This window comes from Legionella sp. W05-934-2 (assembly GCF_964199965.1).
In the GTDB taxonomy this organism is placed as follows: Bacteria; Pseudomonadota; Gammaproteobacteria; order Legionellales; family Legionellaceae; genus JAFIFT01.
Genome location: NZ_CAXMZT010000010.1, coordinates 122,587 through 144,344 on the forward strand (window position 1 = coordinate 122,587; position 21,758 = coordinate 144,344).

Genomic DNA, 21,758 nt, shown 5'->3' on the forward strand with positions numbered 1-21,758 from the left:
GACAACCAATCTTGCAACTAGCATACTGAGTACCCTTATAATAACTGGAGTACCTGATGAACATGCGAACCCTTTTATTTTCAACCATTTTTGCTTTATTAATTACCCCACTTGCGGCAGGTGCAGATAACAATTGCTTCGGCTTAATTCACTTCAGTGTGCAATCTTTTACTGGCCAATCAAACTACACATATGTCAATGCTAACTATAAGAATAGTGGGGAAGGCAGCAATTATTCTGATAGGGTCCCATTTGGGCATGCAAGTTCAGTCGCTGTTCCTTGTGGCGAGTATGACATCGCAGCAACACCAGTCGCAGGTAACATCCCTAACAATCTTATCCCAACAGGACCTATCGGTAGCCAATCTGCCGTTGGAAAATGTGTTCTTAAAGATGGCCCTCAACGACTGGATCGAAATGGCACGAGCGTGTCTATTACCTTTCCAGACGATTTTGATTGCTAATCCCTTTTAGATTGACTTTTTCGATCATGTTGTGTTATATTTGCGCATTAATGATTGGTTCTATTCGGGTGTGTTAATGACTAAGAACGATCTCGCACGCATGATTATTTTTGGAGACAGTTTATCTGACTCGGGTAATCTCGATAAAAGACGACTGTTTGGTTTATTTCCTATCCCAGGCACTGGCCTGGATAAATCAGGCGATGGTCGCTTTGCTGATGGATTAGTCTGGCCAGATTTTCTAGCGCTTTATTGGGCTGACAAAATCTTTAATCAAGCCGTTCCAAATGAAGCGCTGCGCAAAAAATTATGGGAAGCCTTTGTCAATGGCTTAATCAAACCAGAAAATGAAGTCGATATTCTCCAACATCATCTCATACGTAACTATGCCGAAGGTGGTTCAACCGCAGCAACCTATAAAATTCTGAATAGTCTGGGGGAGGATATTGAAAAGGGGATTGAGGATCTCTCCAGGGATTCGCTTGAAGGTATTTTAAAAGATGTTGAATACAGCGTTGAGAATCCAAAAGCATTACTCTCATCTTTAACCGATAGCGTCAAAAAACTCGGCGCACAAGGTATTGTCATTAATTTAGCCATACAACGGCACCAGTTTTTACAAAATGAAGCCAAGCTGCTGAAAGGTAAATCTGCTGATGACGTTAAACAATTAAAAGATGAGACGTTAATTACCGTTTGGGCCGGCGCCAATGATTTAATAACAGTTAATAAAACCCCGACAATAGACGAAGCCGATAAGGCGATAAATGCCATCATTGATCATATCCAAACCTTGCAAAACCATGGGTATTCCCAGTTTGCCATCCTTAACTTACCTGATTTAACAAAAACACCGTTTTATCAAAAAGCCTTGGATAAAGGTGAGATAAAATCAGCTGACATCAAGGAAATTCAAAAAGTTATTCAGTACTATAACTCACGTCTTGAATCGGAATGTGCAAAGCTACAATCCAAACCCAACGTGTTTGATGTGTATACTCAGTTTAACGAGGTATATGATAATCCCCAAAAATACGGTTTTGATCCCAATCTATTAAAAAAACCGCTCTCCGATGATCCGAATTGGAAACCTACCCCCGGCATCGCACCCGCAGAAGACACCGGCGCGATGTTTTGGAATGATGTTCATCCATCCTCTAAAATGCAGGCGATTATTTGCCAAAAATTCCTAGAAAAGCTGCAAGACATTTATAGCCTGGATAACCATCTTGATGCCGTAACAAAGGTTGCAAAACAAATGGACCAAGGTGTTGTCAGTCGATTCTTTAGCTTTCTTTGGGCTAACGTGTCACAAATTTTTGTTACTTTATGGCACGGTATTAAGGGACTGTTTACAAGCGCCAAAAGCCAAACCCCATCGGTATCTACCCCAACCAGTAATGAGCCACCCCTTTCTTCATTTGCTAGCATGCTAAGTCGTCCTGATTTTGTAAAGATAGTCACAAACGACACGGATATCAGCCCCAACACAACGCATTCCCCCAGCCCAAGCCCAGCACCAACGCCTAGGGTTGAGCCAGCAAATACTGAGAGCGAACAAACACCCTCAAGCTTGCTATACTTTTGATAACGGCCCTTGACTGAGGAAAACTAATGGCCATAAAACGGATTGAGCGATGCTTGAAACTGGCTGCGTTAGCGTTTATTTTAATGGCTTCCCTGCCAAGCGCTAACGCGTGCCCCTGCTTTAATTATGATGACTTGATTCGCCAATTCCAAAATCATCAGGGCGCCACATGCCATTTGATTCATCTGGATAACAGCAACATTCTCTCAGTTCGCTTAAGCGATAAAGACCGCATTGCCAATGCGAGTTCAACCAGCTGCCAATTTACCGTCCCCTTTCGCAATATATCCAACGATTACGATGCTTACGAACGTCGTCATCAAAACTGTATTAAACAAGTGATCCGTGCGTGCAAAGGATTAAACATCGCCATCATCGGCGCTGATAATGTGTTAAAAGCAAATATGCATAACATGTAACACTTCCAGGACTTCTAAATAACTTGCTTCATGTTCCCTTCTCCCCAGACATGGGGAGAAGGTTCCCAACGGGCGGATGAGGGGTTGTTGAATCGAAGTTATTATTTTGATGAATAGCGCATGGGGCTTGAAATGCTTACTCAAATACATGAGCTTGGCTTTTTTTCATTGACTAGATAGTGATCTGTCTTTGTTCTTGCTGAATAATCGTTTGCTTTTTTCACCATATCAACCACCAGTGGCGCATATACTTGCGACGTATAGCCGCCTTCAAGGCTGTAATAAAAATTCCTAATTAAATCCGAGCTGACCGTTTGTTGCATCAGCCAATCCATCATCGACCGATAGTCATCCATCGTTAGACGTTGATATTGTTTTGCACTTGAATCCATTTCTTCCTCCGTCTTAGCAAAGTAATTCGCACACGGAGCAGGTTCTAAATCGCAAGCATCATATCCGGTGGGTGCAAAAATCGCGATGGATGAATGGGAAGAAAGTAGTTGGCCTAATTGCATTTTGATATACTCTAGCGCCGGATGGAGTGAATCATCACCCCGCTTGGTATAGGCACTTAAATCCACGAGATGATAGGATTGCTGGTCACGGGAGAAGACATGGACAGCCCCATTTTGCTCCCAGGTAAAGCCGATATTACCCAGCTTAGATTTAATGTCTTCGATGCTGTGATATGGATAAACCCTTGGATCGCACACATCGATATGAACAAATGGCAAATCCTTATCCCGACATAAGATATCATTCAACCCATCATCTCGGTTAATGTCTAGGCCAAGGATAAAAGGCATTGGCTTTTTTGTATCCGTTCCATTGCATAAATAGTAAATCATGGCTGCGGTTTTATTCAAAAGACAAAATCCGTTTCCCTTATCATAATAGGCATGATGCGTGGGCAAATTGAAAGATAGATTGATGGTTGAGACGCTGCCTACAGTTCGAACCAAATCCATTAACAATAACTCAAACGTGTCACGTTTGATTAAACAATCTTCATCTTTAGGGTATAAACAAGACGGTTTATCGCGACTCGCTTTGGCACATGCTTGAATTAAATACTCAAGATACGCTTGGCTATGGACAGACAACAATAAACGGATAACTGGATCTTTAAGCAACTTTTGAAAGCATCGTATCGCCTGTGTTGGCCTACCTTCCTTGATGGCTTTAAACAATGGGAAAAGTGCTTGATAGTTTTTCTCACACCATGTCTGCTGGCCTAGCTCAGTTTGGCGCACTAAATCCAAAAAATTAGGAACTTGCTTTTGCAAATGTTGTTTTATTTGTCCAAGCCGGTATCCTTGCGATGATTCCTCCTCATCCCCCCCTGCAGGCAGTAGATTGAAACGTGAGGTATCCTCTGGTAAATGCATTGCCAATTGACGGACTGTTTGTTGTTGTTCTTCTTCTGGCATTCTGAAAAATTTCCCTGATCGAAGCACGGATATTCCTTATTCGTTAATGATGAACTTAAGCCTAATCAACCTTAGCGCTAAAGGATGACTAGATCAAATTTTCCCAGCTCCGCTAATTTTGCCACCCCGCCTGGTTTAGCAACCAACAAATAGCGACTAAGCACACTCTCATTGATTAATTGGATGGTTTCCTCCATAAAAGAATTTTGGCAGTCAAGCTGTGATAAATTGTAGTCATAAATAAACGGGGATTGAATCGGTTGAGGATGGTCAATCAGCGCCATATCAAAATCATGCCATTTGCATAGGTTCATTAATTGATGGGATGCGTCTGGATCATACTCAACCGTATAAATTGTCTTTTTAACGGTCTTTGGCTTTTGATTTTGGCCGAGGTGATCGGCCATCATTGCCAAATAATGGTCAAGCGCTGGGGTAACCAAATCCACTTCCTTGCCCTTTTCATCGTGGGTGCGCACTTGAATGATTTGCTTAAATAATGGTAACGCTTCAAAGGCAGCCATTTCTGCAAAAGACATGGGGCCCCCTTGAAATGCCAATGTCCCTTTGCTGGCTGAAGATAGCCGTTGATAATAAGCCGGCTTTTTCCCACTCAAATAGCGCTTCGCATTCACATGGTGACCAACAAGCTGTGAAACCGTGGGAGAAAACCCCATTTCAAGCAATAACCGAGCACCAATCCATTCATGATTTATCACTCCAAGCTCGGCCATCTGCGGTTGTGGGGTCGTCAAAGCAACATGCCCTATGTCATGCAACAAGCTGGCAATGATAATCTCATGCGAATGACCGCACTTCTGTGCAAAATACGCACATTGAAGCGCATGCTCTAGCTGAGATACTGCTTCGCCAATATAATCCATCGCCTCAAATTGGTGTAAGATGTCCTTAATGCGCCTCAGTTGATCCTCATTCATCCGCCGTCACCCCAATTGGGTTTGCAACATTATAGATGGAAGCCCCTGCTGAATAATCGGTGTTTGGTAGCCGTTCACAATTTTGGGGAAAATGCTGACGCTTATCGGCAAAATAGTCTTCTCGCTTAGAACCGCCTTCTGATAGCCGATTGTAAGTAATAAAGAAAGCGCGCCGTGATCGATGACTATGGTTGGCTTCCGAATAATGGGGTAAATACGAATCAAATAACACCACATCACCCGGCTTGGTTAACAACGGTTGCCACGAAAATTGTTGAACCCATTCATCGGCAATGGAGCCATCTTTTTTTTGCGGCAAAGTCTGTTTGCCATGCTGATAGTTTGTTGCAATTTTTAAACAGCCATTTTCCAGAGTTGCCTCATCAATAGCCACCATCATGGTGATATGATAGGTTTGCTTAAAGGTGATAAAAGCCGGTGCATCCTGATGGGGGGTGAAGCCATTTCCGCCCGGTAATTTCACGTTGATCTTTTCTTTAAATAAGCATGCTTCATCCCCCATCAACTGTGATAACAACGCAAGAGTCCTTTTCCCTCGAGCGAGTTCGTTGACATCCGAGTGGTATTGGAGGATGTTCTCAACTCGACAAAGTTGGGACTGCCCTTTTTGATTGGTTTCATAATATTTCATCCACTTCCCCGGCGCATCTGGCCACGTCATAATGTCATTACACCAAGACACTAACGCTTCGATATCTTCGATGAAGTTCGTTAATATCAAGTAGCGATTTTGTTGCCAGAAGGCTTGTTGCTCGTCACTTAACAGGTATTGCATCGGATTCTCCTTGAATGGATGGCATGTCTGTCAAAAAGTTGGTTAAGTTGTACCCGATCAGAAGGGTTAACGATAATAAGGCTAACGTCTTATAAATATCCAACGTATGCATCAACCAGGGTAAAAACAAGGTGCCAACTACCGCGCCAAGCTTTCCAAAGCCACTGGCTAATCCATGCCCTGTTGCTTTAATGGCAGGTGGATAAATGACTGTTGGCAAATAATAGGTGGTGATCCCTGGACCAAAATTGATGAAAAAGTTAAATAGCGCAAATCCGAAAAATACCATGGCGAAGGACGGATTGACCGCCATGCATACCATCCCAGCAAATCCCATGGCAAAGCCAAGTTTTTGTAATGATACTAAGTTGACTCGCTGAATGACAAAAATCACACTAAAAGCACCTAGCATAATGAATGAATTGAAAAATAATGTCGACCGAATCACATCGGGTGCATTTTCAAGAAAATTAGCCCCCGAGCTAATGTGCAAGGCATGTAATATGGTAGGGGTGAAAAGACCAATCCCATAATAGGCAATGTCCATAAAAAACCAGCAGGCACATAATGCGATCGTTTTACTGAAATATTGATTGGATAAAACGCGATGATATTGTTTCGGTTCCTTTGCCAAAAGGCGTTGTTGTGCTCGCCAAGTTAAACTTTCCGGTAAACGCGCGCGCAAGGCTAAACCGACCATCGCTGGGAAGGCCCCTAAAGCAAAGAGAAAGCGCCAGGCATCAAGGTGGGGATACAGGGAAAAAACACCCCATGCAACCAACGCACCGACCGGTGATGCTAAACAATTGACAAACATCACGAAAGCCATCGCTTTCGCCCGTTTGCTTGGCTCAATCATCTCCGCCAAATAGGCTGCAACGATGGGGTAATCCGCACCAACACCAAATCCAATGAAGAAACGAAACAGACATAAGGAAGGCAAATCCCAAGCTAAGGCGGATAGCACAGCAATGATAACAAAAAAGATTAAGTTGGCCACTAACATGCCTTTTCGACCAACTTTGTCAGCAACCCGGCCCATGATAATAGCCCCGGTCATTGCCCCCAACGGCGCGACAGCCTGAATTAAACCCTGCATGAGTGGGGTGGGATGAAATTGCTGGGTTATAAAAGGCTCAGCAATGGCACTGATATATAAATCGTACCCATCGATGAACAAACCCAAAGCACAGACACAGCAAACCAAACGTCCAAGTTGTTTCGAGTGCATCCTTCACTGCCAACTGCGAAAATCATAGCATACGCAATTTGGTGTAAATTGCAACTCGGATTTCAGGGGGTGATCTCGTTTTTAGCCACACCAACAGAACGTTACGTGCCCGCGCCCGTGCCCGTGCCCGTGTCCGTGCCCGTGTCCGTGTCCGTGCCCGTGTCCGTTTTTTTGTAATTACTATTTCTAACCATTTTAATGAGCATAGAAACAAGCAGAAAGGATTTTTTTCTATCATTTAGCTTCCCTTTCTTGATAAAAATCAAGTATCTTGGGCAATGCTAACAGCTCATTCAATTCCTTAAATACCGGGCACGGGCACGGACACGGGCGCGGGCACGTAACGTTCAATGATATTTTGTCCCATAGTATATACCCAGACTAATACTTGCAATGACACCCTGGATGGGTATATAACTAAATGAGCAACTTTTCAAATCCAGGATTGAAAAATGGATAGTTCTATCATGGTGTTGGCGGTACCTGTTTTCATGATACTCATTCTTGTCGAATTTTATGCCTCTTTTCGCAACAAGACTGACCGTTATAACCTCAATGATTCATTAAACAATATTAGCACTGGCATTGTGGAAGAAATTGCCGCTTTACCGATGAAAATTGTCATTCTTGTTGTCTACCATTATTTATACCTTCATTATGGCTATTGGCAGCTGGATGGTTCGACTTGGATCAGCTGGTTTGTTGCCTGGATAGGTGTGGATTTTTGTTATTATTGGTTCCACCGATGCAGCCATCGGTGTGCATTTTTATGGATTGGCCACTCAGTTCATCACCAAAGCACTTATTATAACTTATCCGTTGCCCTAAGACAGGGTGTGGTTCAAGCCATGACATCCTGGGTCTTTTTTTTACCCTTGGCTATGCTGGGTGTTTCGCCGATTGTCTTTGGCATTATGTATACGTTTAACACCATCTATCAATTTTGGATTCATACTCAATCCATCCAACAATTAGGTTGGTTAGAAAAGGTATTTAACACGCCCTCACACCATCGCGTCCATCATGGTACAAATCCCCAATACATTGATAAAAATTATGCGGGTAGTTTGATTATTTGGGATAAACTCTTTGGCACCTTTGAGCCTGAAGACGAAGCAGTCACCTATGGCGTTACCGATCCGTTGGATTCGTGGAACCCCTTTTATGCCAATATCAAAGTGATTAAAGATGTTCTTTTCTATTCCCATTATTTACCAACTTGGCATGAGAAAATCCTCGCATTTATTATGCCACCGGAATGGGTGGTCAACGCTGCGGGACGTGCGAACTCAACCATTTATAAACCATTGCACTCCCCGAATTTAAAAACCATCTCAACTCTGAAGCAAATTAGCTTAACGGTACTTGCGATTGGGCTGTATTTTATCCTAATGACCCAGTATCAAACCAATCTAGTGGTATGCACTGCGGCACTATTACCCTTGTTAGGCACTTTATATTGGCAAGGGAAAATAGCCGATGGAAACAAAGGCCCGTTGGTTATTATTCCCTCTTCTATTGCCTAAAGGAACGAATCATCCTTTTTGATCGAACTTAAAACAACTTTTTCCGTTTAAAATAATAGAGCATAGCACCCGCAATACCGGTCATGATAATTAAGACTATGGGGTAACCATAACGCCAACTGAGCTCTGGCATGTATTTAAAATTCATGCCATACAATCCAACAATGAAGGTGAGCGGAATGAATAAACTAGCAAATATGGTTAGAATTTTCATCGTCTCATTCATTCGGTTGTTTTGAAATGATAAATACATATCCAGTATGCTCTTAGTTAACTCTCGTTGTAAGTCAACTTCTTCAATCAATCGAATGCAATGATCATGAAGATCCAGGAGATACAATTCAAATTTCTTCATAGGCCTGTTTCCACTTTCCTTGATTAACAAATGAATAACATCTCGGATGGGAGCAATGGTTTTACGCATAATGATGGTTTGTCGTTTAAAGGCATACAAATGTTGAATGGGAATTTTCTTGGAATCTTCTAAAATATGGCTTTCAATCGTTTCTAGCTGCTTTGCGGTATGTTCAACCGTATGAAAGTAATCATCGATGATGGTATCTAAGAGCAAATAAAGCAGATAATCACTTCCTTTTTGCCGTATCAGGGATGGCTCTGCCATGACGCGAGTATAAAGCGATTTAAAATCATAACTTTCTGTTTCACGAATACTGATGACAAAATTATTTTCTATCATTAAGCTAAGCTGCTCTGAGCCAATGGTAAATTGATCTTTGTTGTCAGGCTTTAGTAATTTAACGACGATATATAAGCAATCATCAATTACCTCCAATTTTGGCCGTTGTCTTGTATTAAAAACATCTTCTATAAACAATGGATGGATTTTGAATTCAGTTAGTACTTGCTGAATAGTCGAGATTTCTTCTAAGCCACAGATATCAATCCATACATGCATCCCATCTTCAATTGCCTTGAAAACTGCCTCTTTATCAAAAACTTCATAAGCTTGGTATGTCTGCTTATCATAAACAAATATATGAAAGCAGGTTTTTTTTGGCGGCTGCTTGCCAATATAAACGACTGTGCCAGGGAGCATGCCTTTTTTGGAAGAAGAATGTTGATGATGAGTTCCCATAATTCGCCATGATAATTATCCGATTATCAAAGTGTTACAAACCGCTTAGTCCTTGTCAAATGCTTGGATAAATAACCGATTTAATCTTTCCATGTCGAATATTGATTGATTTGTTGGGTATTCACTTTTATGATGACGCTTTTACAGGAGTAATCAAAATGGCATTTGAAGAAGAATTAGCACAAACCAAACAACAGCAATCCGCCTTACAAAAAAGCTGGTTGGCTTTGCGTAACAATGATACCAATCTATTCGCAGCACTCGGTGCAGGGTTAGCATTTGCTTTGTTTAAAAGACCCGTATTTACTTTTTTTTCTGGCTTTTTTGGCGGCTATTCTTATCTCAAAAGAGAAGGCCTTGTTGCCGATGTCAATTCTCAACAAACTACGTTTTATAGTAGCTATCGCAAGATGATGCAACAAGGTGGTGTTGATAAGTTAAATAACCCCGATGTTCTCGAATTAACAGACACGGTTGCTAGAAACACCTCCTTAAAAAATGTTCAGACTTGGGCAGACACCGACATTGAAGCACAAAATTCCGGTTGGTTTTTTTGGCGACGTGCCGCCGTATCCCCTGATACCCAATCAAAATTAGCGCAATTGTATGCTAAAACACCCGATACAACTGACTTACAATTAAAAGATGTCAATCTAACGAAAATGCGGGGGGATGTTTTACAGCGAAGTCAGTCCTTTTTCGAGAATCTTCCTAAGACTATCGAAGAATGGAAGAGCTATATCCCTACCAATAAATAACATTTTTAAATCATCTTCCCCATGAGGTTAATTTGATGAAGTTACTTGAACCCTGCCAATTAAATCACCTGATCACCTTAAAAAACCATATTGTCATGGCACCCATGACCCGAAATATGGCCGACGATCATTTGGTTCCCACCCAAGCGATGGCTGATTACTATGCTCGTCGAGCGGGGGCTGGATTGGTAATCACCGAGGGGACAATCATCCGTCCAGATGGAAGAGGGTATAGCAACACCCCCGGAATCTACAGCCAAGACCAGATCGCTGGCTGGAAGACCGTCACCGATCAAGTCCATGCCCAAGGGGGCCTAATTTTTTGCCAAATTTGGCATGTTGGCCGGGTGAGTCATCCGCTATTTTTAAATGGCGACCTTCCTCTTGGCCCATCGGAAACCACCATGTCGGGTAAAATAAAGCGGGCAGAAGGATTGTATTATGGTAAAAATCGCGCCCTTAGCATTCAAGAAATACTTGGGTTAGTGACAGCTTATGCCAAAGCGGCACAAAATGCCCGGGATGCAGGCTTTGATGGCGTCGAAATCCACGCAGCCAATGGTTATCTTATCGATCAGTTTTTGCATCACGCCACTAACTTAAGAACCGATAATTACGGTCAAACAGCTGAAAACATGGCCAAATTCGCGGTAGATATTGTCAAAGCCTGCGGTGAAGCAATCGGTTTTGAACGCGTTGGCATACGCCTCTCCCCTGCCGCCTATTTAAATGAAATTGAAGAAGATCATCGAGATGAAGCTGTTTTTGTGGCACTACTGAATGCATTAAACAAGTTGCCGATTGCCTATGTGCATACCGGGAATTTCGACGATAGTCTGAATTATTCTTCAATCGGAGGTAGAACCATGACCTCTTTTATGCGCCAACATTATCAAGGAAAATTGGTTGCCTGTGGCAGTTATGCTATCGAAAAAGCAGAACAAGGCATTCAACAAAACGCGTTTGATTGTGTTGCCATCGGCCGACGATTCATCGCTAACCCAAATTTGGTCGAAAAAATCCAAAAAGGTCTAGATTTGATTGACTATAGTCCGGATATGTTGACGTCACTGAATTAGTTTTAAGTCGGAAGGCGTTAGGAACACGCCCTAAAGCACCTTTTTTCGAATAGTTGATTTCTTGGCAAATGACAAACACATTTAAACAACTCCTACAAGAAGTAAGGCAATGCACCATCTGCCAACCGTATTTGCCACTTGGGCCGCGACCCGTTTTGCAAATGCATCCGGATGCAACCATCTTAGTCGTGGGCCAAGCGCCAGGCAGACGCGTCCATGAAACGGGGCTGCCTTTTAATGATCCCAGCGGCGACCGACTCCGAAACTGGATGGGCATTGGCCGAGATATTTTTTATGATGAGACGAAATTAGCCATCTTACCGATGGGATTTTGTTACCCAGGAACAGGGGCATCGGGCGATTTACCCCCAAGACCAGAATGTGCCCGACATTGGCGAGCAACGCTACTTGGGCAATTGCCCAATATCCAGCTGACGTTAGCGATTGGCCAGTATGCGATTGCCTATCATATCCCTGACAGCAAACACCACAAAACGCTGACTGAAACAGTCAAAAACTGGCAAGCATACTGGCCCAAAATCCTTCCCCTGCCCCATCCAAGTCCACGCAACAACCGTTGGTTAAAGAACAATCCTTGGTTTGAGCAGGAGGTTATCCCATTATTACAAAAGCGTATTCAGGACGTGTTATGCAAAACTTAATTGGGCGTTTTGTTCTTTGTACGTGACAATTTTTATAATATCTTGTCGCAGCGAGCATCGCGAAGCAATGCAGATCGATGCATCTATCAACATTGTCCTGGATTGCTTCGCAAAGCTTGCAACGACGGGCCTATTAAGTTGTTAAGTATCAAAAGCCATTTATATTGCGAATCGCTATTGCACCTAACCCCACCGCAATTAATTCCATTGTTTTGCGACTGGGCAAATTCTTAGCAAAGAAATGGGTGCAATCGGATAAAGTCATGGTAGCCACATCCTTGGTCAATTTCTCCAGTTCCTTCGAAGTGACTAATATTTCTTCTTTTGGCACTAATTCAAGCTGTGGCTGTTGTTTGATTTGAGACTGTTCTATTTTCTGGCGAATACCGGTTTGCTCGCGACTAATTTGCTCAGCTTGCTGATAAAGAGTAAGAAGATAAAGACCTGAGTTGGTTTGCTCGCCCAATTCTTGACGAAGATCCTCATCTGCTTGCTGACATGTCTTTTCAGCTTCTTCAATCTGCTTGGCCAGTGGAGAGACATAAACCCATTGTATTAGCCAGTAGAAAAAGCGGCTAAACAAACCTTGCTTTTGCCATTGTTTATGCTTTTCTTGAGATTGTTGCATCGATAAATGAAACGCTGAGAGCTTACCGGTTAATCGATAGATTTTGTCGATAGTCAGCCGCATTTTCTCATTAAGTGCCGACAAAGATTGTTGCCATTGTGTGACCTCATCCGGTTGATTAAGCTTACTCAATGCGTTGCTGGGTGGCTCGATTGGTAACATCGTCAAAACCCGTTGGACATAATCCTTTATCGGTTCGTTATCTTGCTTGAGCAGCTGTTCATCAATCAGCTCAATCGATTGGCTTTGGCAGTAGGATTTTATTTGTGAAAGCATCGCCAGCGCTTGAATTTTGGTCGTTGGCTTTTTGGTTTCAATACCCTCGACTACCATCGATCGAAACCAATTTATTACCCCCTGGTACTCAACCTGTGCATAATTACTAAGGTGCTGATAATACAATATCGCAAATATCAAGCTCGCTCTATCGGTCACTTTTGGTAAATAATACGAATAGGACTTTCCTTGATAATCGTAAGTAATCAGGTTGTTAAAATTTTTAGAAGCTTCGTGCAAAGAATTTGAAACCCCCTTGATTTTAGTTAGCACCATTCTCTCAATGGACTCACCAATCTCAACCATGCTGGTTGCAGTTTGTATTATTTGCGGGTCCAGTTTTTCAGTCACAGGATGGGGTAATTGATTCAGGCTATCTTGGAGTTGCTGCCAATAGGTGGTCATTGAAATCATGATTAATGCTCCTTATTATCGAAAACCAACCTCTCACTGCGATACTATCAGGACTTGTTAATGACTTCCATCAATTTCCCCGATCCTATAGACCTAACCTAAAATAAAAAAACCTTTGACGTGAACGTTTGCGTTTCCGTCTGCGTTACCGATCCAATACCTGCTTACCTAAAAATTAACATGAGAACACTCGCATTAGAGGAAAATTGGGTATAGATTCTTAATTATGGGAGCCAAATTATTTCGGTAACGCAGACGGAAACGCAAACGTTCACGAATGAATTCCTCTATTTTGTGCGATGCACAAAAAACTACTTGACAACTAAATTATACCCTCCTAAACTAGAATTGTGCGGTGCAACATTAGGAGAAAAAAATGAATCATGAATACTTTGAAAAATGGGGTGAGTTGTATGATAAAGTACAAAAGCCTATGCAAGCATTTGCTGAATTGAATTTAAAAGCATTGCAAGATTTAAAAAACCAAAACTTTGAAGACTTCTTCAAAGTTAAAAAGCCGGAAGATGTGATTGAATTTCAACTTAAGGCAATGGTAGAGCAAGGCAAAAAAACGCTCGATTACTGGCAAAAGTCATTCGACATCGTTCAGCAATCCGCTAAAGAGTTCAGCAAAGATATCCATGTGAAGAAAGAAAAAGATAAATAATTTGTATTGCTATGCTTAATCAGGGCTTAGGCCCAGCGAAATACTCAATCAAAGTGGCGCGGATGCTTATAACGTGAAGGATACTTCCGTTATAAGCATCTTTTTTTTTGCTTGATACGTTTGTTATTGGATATGCCCTTTTTTCACCATCACATAACTTCCAGGCGCATTTTCAATCGGTTTGTATTTCCCATTTTCAACCGACCGAGCAGGCACAAATCCACCTGATTTGGATTTTAACCATTTCAACCAATAAGGCCACCAGGATCCCTGATGATGGCTTGCTTGCTTAAGCCAAGTCTGGGCATCCGCATCCAACGTTGGGTTGGTGTAGTATCCATATTTTTTCTTTGGGCTTGGTGGGTTAATAATGCCGGCAATATGACCTGAACCACCCAATACAAATTGTTTTTCACCGTTAAAAGCTAAAAAGCCATTGTATGTGGTTTGCCAAAGCGCAATATGATCTTTTTCCGTGGATACAAAAAAGGAAGGTGTATCAATCTGATGCACATCCAACGCTGTTTTACCAACGCTTAATTGATTAGGCTTAATTAAATCGTTATGCAAATACATCCACCGTAGGTATTGTGAATGCATTTTTGCAGGCAAATGCGTCGAGTCGTTGTTCCAGTACAAAATATCAAAAGGCACTGGGTTTTTACCTTGCAAATAGTTTTTAATAAAAAACGACCATATTAAATCATTGGCACGTAGTGAATTAAACGTGGTTGCCATGAAGCGGCCATCAAGATAGCCTTTTTTATTCATTTCATCTTCCAGAATCTGAATTTGATCCTCATCGATGAAGATGCCTAAATCACCTGGATCGCTAAAATCGATTAACGAAGTCAGGAATGTTGCAGACTGAACGGAATGGTCATTCTTCGCTTTTAAATAGGCCAATAAGCACGATAATAAGGTGCCACCCACACAAAACCCAAGCATATTCACTTTGGCTTGCTGAGTCTGTTGTTTAACAACCGTGAGTGCTTTCAACGCACCTTCTGTCATATAATCAAAAAATCCAACGTCTTTATGATCTTCATCGGGGTTCACCCAAGAAATCATAAACACGGTCATTCCTTTTCCAACTAAATAACGAACCAATGAATTATCCTCACTCAAGTCGAGGATATAGTATTTATTAATCCAGGGCGGAATAATTAATAAGGGGACGGCTTTGACCTTATCGGTCATTGGTGAGTATTGAATCAATTGAAATATATCGTTCTCAAAAATAACCTTGCCAGGCGTTGATGCGATATTTTTACCTACTTGAAATGCATCATAATCGGTCATTTTCACATTAAAATGGGCTTTGCCAGAGTGTAAATCTTCAAGCAAGCTTTTTAACCCTTGCAAGATGTTTTTTCCACCTGATTGCATGGTTTCTTGTAAGAGAACGGGATTAGTTTGAATGTAGTTTGATGGTGACAACGCATCGAGGTATTGTTTTGTAAAAAAGGCAATTTTTTTGGCTGTCTTTTTATCTTTATATTCCACTGAGTCAACCAGCTGTTGGATATGCTTTGCAGCTAACATGTATTGTTGCCATAGTAAATAAAAGAACGGACTGGTTGCCCAACTTTCATCAGCAAACCGTTTGTCCGGGCTTTGGGTAACTTTGCCCTCTGCCCAAAGCGACATCTGCTCACTGACTAACGACATGGCTTCTTGCCAGTAAGCCACTTGCATGCAATAGAGTTTTTCAGGATTGGAAAACATCAATTGCAAAAAATGAAAATAGTCTTCCGACAAATCAATGAATTGCTTAATGATCAGCGGCTGGGGTGTTGGCTGTTGATAAAATTCATGCACTAACTGCATGCTTTTTGATGCAATCGTTTGCATCAAATTAACCATTTCGCGATCCATTGCTTACTCTCCCTTTGCTAGGCAATTTTTGAATTGACAAGACTTATGCAAACCCCCAAGGTCATGGCAAAAAGATAGTTTCTACCAAGCAATTGGGCGTGTTTCGTAGGTCCTGATTAATCATACCATTGTCGTTAGCAAAAGATAAGGGAACTTCCTAGCGATTTATCGTGATTATAAGTAAAAAAATAATGCAATTATAATCTATTTGGTACATAATGGCTCCGAGGGAACGATGCTGATAAGCGCAATTTAACCTAGGGAGTTCCGAATGGTTACAATGCAAAACATCAAATCATTATTGGACTTAATCCATAACGAATTGGCGCAGGCGCCAGAAAAGCATGCCTATGAGCCGACATTCCCGGAAGAACGAGCCCACCTTCAGCTCAGTAATCTATTCTATGACCGCGCTGACAAATATTCTCTTGACCCAGCATTCTGGCATACTTTATTTGTGGGCGGCCAATTACCAATAGACTTTGCCCAACAAGGCGCCAATGTCGATGAGATATACCAACTAACCCGGCAATATTACCACCACCTCCAGGCGCATCGAATAGCGTATATAAAAGATAAAGAGATAGAACAATTGGCAAAAATGGCACCTCCTGACTGGAAAATGTCAATCCTTCGCCTATTTCATAAATTAATTGTCCGTGAAGTCGCTAAGAGGGGCGTTCTTTCCCAACATAGCTTGGATGCTATCATCCACCAAATCGAGCTAAAAACTCAGTTAAATACAAAACTCATTGCTGAAGAGGTCAACTTCATTGTCAAAATCAATCAACTTTTTAATGAAGAATCATTGGACAACTATATTAAAACAATCGCCCACCAAAAAGTGACTCGCGCAGTTATGCTCATGGCATCAGCGAGCGGAACCCTTGCGACAAAAAGCGCCATCCATCTGAATACCGCCAAGGCCACCCATGTCAGGAGATTGGAACAAAAGCAGCAGAGTACGGCTCGATGGCAAAATGAAGCCTACCGTCATCATTTTTTTTCGCCATCCACTTATCCGACGTTTGTTAAAGCCTATAACAATCCCAATGCAATCCAGTCTGCTTTAGAATACCTGCATTTAAGACTTGCCAAGGACAATCAAATTTATGTTCAACCAGCGCTTAATTCCTTCGATTCAAGAAACGATATTGCTCAAATCCATGCCTTGTTTGATACCAAAGTGAACAATGCAAACGCCCAACTATGCATGAAAGCGTTAAAGTCACTTTGGGAAGGTCTGTTACAAGAATCAAACTTGCAGTTTAGCAATCCCATCGATCAAATTATTGCAAATGCTTGCTTGGAGAAAATCCGCTATTATCTCAGCTTCATCAAGACCCAATATCAAGTTGAAAATCATTACACGGCAACCATGGATTTACTTTCCTTACTCATTACCAATGTACTACGGCTTCAAAAAGGCTTCCAAAAATTAGATACTTATTACACGGCCTTATTCCCACTTAGGTGTCCTGAAATTGCCATGAGTAATGTGATTAGCGCCAACAAAGGCAGAAAGGCAATGATGGCTTGTTTAAGCGGGTTACTTTACCCGGAAAAACCCGATGCCTATTTACCGGGGTTTCCATTACCCTCCGTGTATCACGATTCAGAATATGGTTATTTTGAAATTGTTGGGTTTAAAGATGCGCTGCAACATCGGGCATTAAAAGCAGATGATACCGTCCGTTATTTAGGTAGAAATAGCGAAACCTGTTTTCATTTAAAAGCAGACGTTATTACCCAATTAAAAAAGGATATGATAAACTGGTGTCAAGGGAAAACGCGCACCCTGGTACTAGACCTCACCATTGAAAAACGTCAGGACGAACTTGTTTCGTTAATAAACAGCGACGAGATTCAACATCTTATCCAAGCCAACAAGTTGCAGGTCATTATTTTTAAAAGCGAGCAGAAGCAACAAAGCCTTGGCAGTGGTAAATTCTCAGCAGGCTCTGCCTGTCTTATCGCAACACCAGCTCAGGTCACCCAATTCAACCAGCGATGCCAATCCGTTGTCTGCGATTATAATCTAGCAGCCTTTTATCGCTATTATGCCTCCGATATTACCTTGGACGTCATCGATTACCAAAGCGCACTGGCTAGCAAGCTTGCTGACTACATGAAATCCAAAATCCCTGATGCAACTATTATTGCAAATGGACCATTTATCTTGATAGGCATTGATTCTATTAATATGGTCGGACCTTTAAGCAGCGATGTCCTTCAACATGCCAATTTTAAATTACAACGTCTATGTCGGAATACTTGGCCCGTATCGGGCTCCTTCGGTTTTGCTCAAACAACCTACTCACAATGGGATATGACGATGATTCGCATCTCGGTTGGTCTAGAGCAATTTGAGGTGCTCACACAGCAATTTGACAAGGAATTTGCTTTGATGAGAAGTGAATTTGAAAGTTCAAAAAAGTCGAGCTTCAAGTACTAGGCAATATATTCGCCTCAAATATGATCACAGTGGTTTATTATAACCTATTCTCATGCTATAGTCAGATTTTCGTTCTCAGATGGAAGACGTGCCATGTATAGTTTTCTCAATACCATTCATCATTGGATAGAACATTACAAACCGTTGAATGCCATTGAGAAGAATTGCCTTCTCGATTTTAACAACCGATTAAAATCGATTCAGACCTTGGCAGAGCTTAGTACGCTATTAAACAACGTTAACCTACCCTCTGAAATACGTGAAAATCATAAATTTCGACTGAAACTAATTGAATGGAATAATTTGTGCAAAACGATTCTGATAAAGGGTAAGGAAGCAATCGAGGTACTTGATGAAATCACGGATGAAACAGGGTTAATTCAATTCTGCAAAAATCAATTATCTAATCGCAAAGCCCTTCTACATTGTCGTATTCTCACTGTATTGAATATTTTAGGCAATGCTTCCGAATTGAACCAAATGATTAGCTTGTTGAGCGAACTTCCCGACAACCCTGAACCCAAAAGTACGAATCCTGCGACGTTTGATGCAATTAAACCAACGGACGATTTGCATCAAAGTATCCTGCGACTATTACGAAATAATGCATATCAATTTAGCCGAGCTAAATCTTCCGACGAGCAATATCATTTACTAACTCAAGCAAACTCATTACTGCAATCAACCTTACTCATCCATAAAGATTGCCAAGAAGCGCTAGAGCCCATCGGCGATTTAATTTATGAAGAAACACCTTCCCCTTGTATCCTTGTGTGATGATTGGTAGCTGGGGATAGTTGATAACTCTCATACCTTTGTACCGGATATTTTTTTAACACCTCGTCGTTGCGAACGTAGTGAAGCAATCCAGATCGATACATCTTTGAACATTGTCCTGGATTGCTTCGCAAAGCTCGCAAAGGCAGGTCTATTAAAAATTGTCCGAAGCAAACGCCTATTCTCTATCCAATCAGCCTGTTAACAAAACCTTAAGCGAATCAGTTTATAATAAACGAAAGTTCATAAAAATTTGATTCGATGCGAGGCTAATCATGCCACAACAACATTCTGACAATTTCAACAGGCTTCTTAAGGGTCCCGATCCGGAACATTTGAGTGAAAAAGTCGCACCTTACCAGTTTAAAAACCCTGCCGATTTAGCAACTTTGGTGATTCAAGATAGCCTGCTCCCCAATGGCGATGCAGACGGAAATAGTATTTATGATCACCTGGCCAATTTGCTTCGGGAAGTCAATGATGCTCAGTACGGCATTGTCTCAACCTTGAATGAAAACGGCGAATGGGTTCGTGATGCCACCCAATCATTTCCTATTGAAAAACGAATTCCATCTGACCACCCTGCCATTGAAGCCAATAATGCCCTATTACGCTGCTTATCGCGCTTAAGACCCATTGATTATGCGATAGAGCATAAACATCACCCTCATAATGACAAGCTAGCAGAACAAATCCGAAACGAGCTGAAGCAAGCGCTTGCTGAACTATCCACTGGAATGCTAACCGCCGGCCAACTGGATAAAAACGATGCCATGATGCAAATCAAAACATTGGAAAAATCCTTTGACGATAAATTACTTATGGCATTGCATCAAGCAAACCTCACCAAAGGCATCGCAACGCCAAAAGAGGCAGAAGGACTGTTGGCGCATTACCGCAATCTTTCAAGCCTGATGGTCCCTGCTCGGACCATGATAACCTTAACCTATGATAAAAAGGCGAAGGTTCTTCAGCGCGAAAGCCAATACCCGGTTACTCATAAAACCGATGAGCAATTGAAAGCTATTCAAACACTCACTGATATTAACCCCTACCCAGTCGGTGAAGACAAAAACGCCCATACCACACAAAACCTTGCCATGCAGGAAGCTGATGCATTGTTTAGTCAGTTAATGGGAGCGCATGATCGCGCCCTACCCGCTCAAACAAGAAAAACCCATTTGGTGGGGGCTAAAAATGCCTTTATTGTCAAAAACGAATTATTATTTGATATTCCTTCGGATAACATCCCGGCTAATACCGATTGGAAAGGCGCCGAAGACAATACCATATGGCTAGCTAGAACCGGGGTGCCTGTCTATGTTGGTAAAGGGGAAAATGAAGCCACTATCCAACGTCATACCCGTGAAAATTTAGAGCAAATCCGCTTGGAAGCTCAACAGAGAATGGGTGGTGATCTATCAAAGATGCATATTACCACCTTAAATACTTACACCCCACTTGAAAGCCAATGGGACATGATACACCATCTCCAACAAGCGACCACGGGTGAGTCAGAAAACCAAGACGATTTAAGCTATGTGCCAACCAATATTGACGGCACGTTTCGCTTCATCGATGTTTCTAAAAACCTCTATGATGAAGAAGAACATCGTCCATGGGGAAGTGCCCCGCTCCACAAAGCTTGGCGATTATACACTGCCGCTGAAGTCATGCTGCAAGCCGTTAAAAAGGGCTTTTTAAGCGTGGTCAATTGTGCGAGCGGTCAAGACAGAACCGGAACGGCAGTTGAAAAAGCAACTCAGATATGGATGGGAGGACGTTACAAGGCCCATGGATTGGAAAATCAATCGGATAATATTGAAACCATGCGAGCCGAAGGCGGAAACGCCGCTGAGATGACCACCCATCACGTCCATGGCTCACCAGGCATGAAAGAAGAGTCGCAAGCGGGCAACACCTTTAGTCCAGAGGCATCGAAGCAGCTTTACCGAAAAAGTGCCGACACCAACAAAAAAAACCCCGTTGGCAACGTTGATTTTTTAAATGTCCCCAGTGAAGAAGCGGTTAACGAGTTTTTATTAAATCAAAATGCGTTTTCCCTTCATTTATCACAATTAAAACAACAAACACCATTAACCATTCAAATGGCAGCGGCCATCGAACAAGGGAAAAAAATCCTCGCTCAGGTTAATGAAATAACCGATGGCGCCAAAACAGTACCCCTAATCCAACAACACGTGGATAGCAAAAGCTTAGCCGATTTAAATTCAGTGATGGTGTATTGCAAAAATGCCGTTAGCCTTGATAAAGACACGAAAGCACAGGCTGAAAATGCCCGTAAACTGGCTGGATTATCCCATGCGATTTCAAAAAAGGCTTCCAAGCCTTGGAAAGCATTAGGCCTTGCTTTGTGTATCTTTGCCGCGGTCGCTTTAATAGCAGTGGGCATTCTGGGCGCATTACCAACCCATGGAGCTAGTTTAATGCTCACTCTCGTTGGAGGCCTGGGACTCCTTGCAGCGGCGGAAGAAGCGTCATCTTTATATCACAGTAGTGAAAAAGGGTTAGCCAGCTCCGTAGGGCTCTTCAAAATGAAGACAGATGACTTAAACCTCGTGCATCCCATTGCAGATGAAAAACCACTTGACTCAGAGGAGATACCCCCCGATCAACCAAAGAAAACCTAGGGCGTTCAACCTGGCTTTGTTTTGA

18 protein-coding genes are annotated in these 21,758 nt (G+C 42.0%); 11 read left to right on the plus strand and 7 right to left on the minus strand.

Translation table 11 applies throughout. From position 1 onward, the window contains the following. Positions 1–56: 56 nt before the first annotated feature. From AB3348_RS12035 to AB3348_RS12045, 3 genes are all read left to right on the plus strand, one after another. Positions 57–464: a hypothetical protein gene (locus AB3348_RS12035; protein ID WP_367607839.1), complete on the plus strand. Its 408-nt coding sequence runs from the start codon at positions 57–59 to the stop codon at positions 462–464. Positions 465–540: 76 nt separating this feature from the next. After that, positions 541–2,052, plus strand: coding sequence for an SGNH/GDSL hydrolase family protein (locus tag AB3348_RS12040; protein ID WP_367607840.1), 1,512 nt, complete (start codon positions 541–543; stop codon positions 2,050–2,052). A gap of 26 nt (positions 2,053–2,078) precedes the next feature. After that, positions 2,079–2,471, plus strand: coding sequence for a hypothetical protein (locus AB3348_RS12045; protein WP_367607841.1), 393 nt, complete (start codon positions 2,079–2,081; stop codon positions 2,469–2,471). 140 nt (positions 2,472–2,611) lie between these two features. Here the strand turns inward: AB3348_RS12045 and AB3348_RS12050 are convergent, their stop codons facing one another. From AB3348_RS12050 to AB3348_RS12065, 4 genes are read right to left on the minus strand one after another with little or no spacing between them, the layout of a single operon-like run. Continuing rightward, complete coding sequence (locus AB3348_RS12050) at positions 2,612–3,928, minus strand: hypothetical protein (protein ID WP_367607842.1); 1,317 nt, start codon at positions 3,926–3,928, stop codon at positions 2,612–2,614. Between the two features lie 50 nt (positions 3,929–3,978). Next, a complete protein-coding gene (locus AB3348_RS12055) occupies positions 3,979–4,839 on the minus strand; it encodes an HD domain-containing protein (protein ID WP_367607843.1) in 861 nt (286 codons plus the stop codon). Beyond that, the gene (locus AB3348_RS12060) at positions 4,832–5,635 is read right to left on the minus strand and encodes a phytanoyl-CoA dioxygenase family protein (protein WP_367607844.1); all 804 of its coding nucleotides are present in this window, start codon (positions 5,633–5,635) and stop codon (positions 4,832–4,834) included. Before AB3348_RS12060 ends, AB3348_RS12055 begins: the two co-directional genes overlap by 8 nt. Continuing rightward, a complete protein-coding gene (locus AB3348_RS12065; RefSeq protein WP_367607845.1) occupies positions 5,616–6,866 on the minus strand; it encodes an MFS transporter in 1,251 nt (416 codons plus the stop codon). The genes AB3348_RS12060 and AB3348_RS12065 overlap by 20 nt, the downstream gene beginning before the upstream one ends. 452 nt (positions 6,867–7,318) lie before the next feature. On the opposite strand from AB3348_RS12065, the gene AB3348_RS12070 reads away from it, so the two are divergent. Then, positions 7,319–8,392 (plus strand): sterol desaturase family protein, encoded by a 1,074-nt coding sequence (locus tag AB3348_RS12070; protein ID WP_367607846.1) that lies wholly within the window; start codon positions 7,319–7,321, stop codon positions 8,390–8,392. Between the two features lie 28 nt (positions 8,393–8,420). Here the strand turns inward: AB3348_RS12070 and corA are convergent, their stop codons facing one another. After that, a complete protein-coding gene (gene corA / locus AB3348_RS12075; RefSeq protein WP_367607847.1) occupies positions 8,421–9,488 on the minus strand; it encodes a magnesium/cobalt transporter CorA in 1,068 nt (355 codons plus the stop codon). 158 nt (positions 9,489–9,646) lie between these two features. Between corA and AB3348_RS12080 the strand changes: the two genes are divergently transcribed. From AB3348_RS12080 to AB3348_RS12090, 3 genes are all read left to right on the plus strand, one after another. After that, positions 9,647–10,246, plus strand: a complete 600-nt coding sequence (locus AB3348_RS12080; RefSeq protein ID WP_367607848.1) for a hypothetical protein — start codon at positions 9,647–9,649, stop codon at positions 10,244–10,246. A gap of 35 nt (positions 10,247–10,281) precedes the next feature. Beyond that, complete coding sequence (locus AB3348_RS12085) at positions 10,282–11,325, plus strand: alkene reductase (RefSeq protein ID WP_367607849.1); 1,044 nt, start codon at positions 10,282–10,284, stop codon at positions 11,323–11,325. A gap of 68 nt (positions 11,326–11,393) precedes the next feature. Then, positions 11,394–11,987 carry a uracil-DNA glycosylase family protein gene (locus tag AB3348_RS12090; RefSeq protein ID WP_367607850.1) on the plus strand — a complete coding sequence of 198 codons (594 nt, stop codon included), beginning with the start codon at positions 11,394–11,396 and terminating at the stop codon, positions 11,985–11,987. Between the two features lie 148 nt (positions 11,988–12,135). Here the strand turns inward: AB3348_RS12090 and AB3348_RS12095 are convergent, their stop codons facing one another. Further along, positions 12,136–13,305, minus strand: coding sequence for a hypothetical protein (locus AB3348_RS12095; RefSeq protein WP_367607851.1), 1,170 nt, complete (start codon positions 13,303–13,305; stop codon positions 12,136–12,138). Between the two features lie 376 nt (positions 13,306–13,681). Between AB3348_RS12095 and AB3348_RS12100 the strand changes: the two genes are divergently transcribed. Next, positions 13,682–13,972, plus strand: coding sequence for a phasin family protein (locus tag AB3348_RS12100; protein ID WP_367607852.1), 291 nt, complete (start codon positions 13,682–13,684; stop codon positions 13,970–13,972). Between the two features lie 123 nt (positions 13,973–14,095). Here the strand turns inward: AB3348_RS12100 and AB3348_RS12105 are convergent, their stop codons facing one another. Then, entirely contained in the window at positions 14,096–15,850 is a 1,755-nt protein-coding gene (locus tag AB3348_RS12105; protein WP_367607853.1) for a PHA/PHB synthase family protein, read from the minus strand. A gap of 271 nt (positions 15,851–16,121) precedes the next feature. Here AB3348_RS12105 and AB3348_RS12110 point away from each other — a divergent pair, with 271 nt between their 5' ends. From AB3348_RS12110 to AB3348_RS12120, 3 genes are all read left to right on the plus strand, one after another. Then, positions 16,122–18,305: a hypothetical protein gene (locus AB3348_RS12110; RefSeq protein WP_367607854.1), complete on the plus strand. Its 2,184-nt coding sequence runs from the start codon at positions 16,122–16,124 to the stop codon at positions 18,303–18,305. Between the two features lie 93 nt (positions 18,306–18,398). Next, complete coding sequence (locus tag AB3348_RS12115) at positions 18,399–19,082, plus strand: hypothetical protein (protein WP_367607855.1); 684 nt, start codon at positions 18,399–18,401, stop codon at positions 19,080–19,082. Positions 19,083–19,357: 275 nt separating this feature from the next. Further along, positions 19,358–21,733, plus strand: a complete 2,376-nt coding sequence (locus AB3348_RS12120; protein WP_367607856.1) for a hypothetical protein — start codon at positions 19,358–19,360, stop codon at positions 21,731–21,733. Positions 21,734–21,758 lie beyond the last annotated feature (25 nt).